The following is a 2,022-nucleotide window of genomic DNA, read 5'->3' as shown; positions in this document are numbered from 1 at the left end:
GGGCGGTCAGGCCGCGGCCTGCTCGAGCACCTCCTCGGCACGCTCGGGGCTGCCCTCGGCGAGGCCGCGGTCGATCGCTCGACGGGAGGCGAGCCACATCGCGAGACCGATGACAAGCACGGCGCCCTCGCTGACGGTCAGCGACCAGATGATGCCGGGCAGCCCGAACCAGAGGTTGCCCAGGATCACGATCGGAATGAACAGGATGCCCTGGGTCATCGAGAGGACGGTCGCGGGAAGTGCCCGCCCCGTGGCCTGGAACAGCGAGGTGATGAGCCCGGCGAATCCGTTGAAGATCATCGAGACGAGCTGGGCCGTGATGATCGTGGCACCGATCGCGAGGACCGAGCGGTCCGCGACGAACGCGGAGAACACCTGGTCGCAGAAGGCGAACACGACCACCGAGAAGATCAGCGTGATGCCGCCGACCGTGATCGCGGATGCGCGCAGCGCCGACGCGAGACGGCTCTTGTCGCCCTTGCCGTAGGAATAGGCCAGGAGTGGCAGCACGCCGAGCGTGACGCCCATCACCAGGAACTCCGGCACCTGCGCGATCCGGACGGCGACGCCCATCGCCGCGAGCGGCCCGTCGCCGTAACCCGCCGCGAGATTGTTGAGCACCAGCGAGGTCACGATGAGGAAGGCGGACTGGAGCAGTTCGCCGACGCCGACGCCGAAGACGGGTCCCAGCACCGCGCGCCGCATCGTGAACCAGCGCGGCGAGACGCTCATGTGCTCGCTGTGCCGCGTCAACCAGACGATGAAATAGATGACGACACCGAGATTCGCCAGGCCCATCGAGAGGGCGGCACCGGCGACGCCCCAGCGCAGCACGAGGATGAACAGCACATCGAACACCAGGTTCGCGACGGTGGAGGCGAGGAGTCCGATCATGACCTGGCGGGCCGCGCCCTCCGCTCGCACGAGCTGCTCGAGGCAGAACGCCGCGGCGAGCACCGGGACGAAGGCGAGCATGACGCCGACGAAGGCGCTGGTCGCCGGCACGGCGGCGCTGTTCGCGCCGAGCACCGAGACGAGCGGGTGGAGGAGGAGCAGTCCGACGACACCGAAGACGGCCCCGACGATCACCGAGCCCCAGAGGGCGAACGACGACACGTGCTTGATCTCGTCGGCCCTCGCGGGGTCGTTCTCCGCGGCGCCGAGCAGTCGCGAGATGAGCGAGCCGCCGCCGGTGCCGAACACGCCGCCGACCGCCATGACCAGGCCGAGTATCGGCGAGCCGAAGGTGACCGCGGCGAGCAGCGTGGTGTCGTGAAGCGAGCCGATGAAGCCGGCGTTGATGACGTTGTAGACGGCGCTGACGATCATCGCGGCGGCCATCGGCACACACAGGTGCACGAGGGCGCGGACGATCGGTGCAGAGGACAGATACCAGCGATTGCCGCGGATGCCTCCGGTGACGGATTCGAGGTCTGATGTGGTGCTCATGATTGGTCCTTTCGGGGGCAGAGCAAGCTCTTCCGGGCGGGTGTGGGCGCGCGCCGACGAACGCCGACACGGCGAGGTGAGGAGGGGAGGGTGAGGTGACGCTCTGGATGCGCGGTCGCGCCGTGCAGCCCCGGTTACGGCCGAGTGGGCCGCGGCAGTCCGGCGGTGATCTTGGTCAGCAGGGTGTGCAGGGTGGCCCGTTCGGCCGGGTCCAGCGGGGCGAGGATCGTCTCGTCGGCGGCGGCCATCGCGGCGCCGAACCCGGCGACGAGGTCGGCTCCGGCGGGGGTGGCGTAGGCGCGTTTGCTTCGTTCGTTGCCGTCTTCCGTGCGGCGTTCGACGAGCCCACGACGCTCGAGCCCCTGCAGGAGACTCGAGACGCTCGCGGCGCTCGTCCGGGTCATCCGGGCGATGTCGCGCTGGATCGTCCCGGGGTTCTGGACCAGATAGCCGAGCACGAAGGCCTGCTCGCGGCTGAGCTCGCGTTCGCGCACCCAGTCCTGGCCGGCCTGCATCTGGGCCCATCCGATCCAGCGGACCAGCTCGAGGCTGGTCGTCGTGGTCATCTCCGGT

The 2,022-nt window shown here is 69.3% G+C and carries 2 protein-coding genes; both read right to left on the bottom strand.

Annotation, left to right across the window (positions count from 1 at the left end; translation table 11 throughout):
• Positions 1 to 6: 6 nt before the first annotated feature.
• Complete coding sequence (locus VGC18_RS12960; protein ID WP_331098034.1) at positions 7 to 1,449, bottom strand: MATE family efflux transporter; 1,443 nt, start codon at positions 1,447 to 1,449, stop codon at positions 7 to 9.
• A gap of 134 nt (positions 1,450 to 1,583) precedes the next feature.
• On the bottom strand, positions 1,584 to 2,022 hold a 439-nt coding region (locus VGC18_RS12955; RefSeq protein ID WP_331098033.1), incomplete at its 5' end, for a MarR family winged helix-turn-helix transcriptional regulator.

Source organism: Lacisediminihabitans sp. (assembly GCF_036404185.1).
In the GTDB taxonomy this organism is placed as follows: domain Bacteria; phylum Actinomycetota; class Actinomycetes; order Actinomycetales; family Microbacteriaceae; genus Lacisediminihabitans.
This window is presented reverse-complemented; position numbering and strand designations above follow the sequence as displayed.

Excerpts from the sequence above, each read along its gene's own strand:
- VGC18_RS12960 (WP_331098034.1), bottom strand. The coding sequence starts at position 1,449 with ATGAGCACCACATCAGACCTCGAATCCGTCACCGGAGGCATCCGCGGC.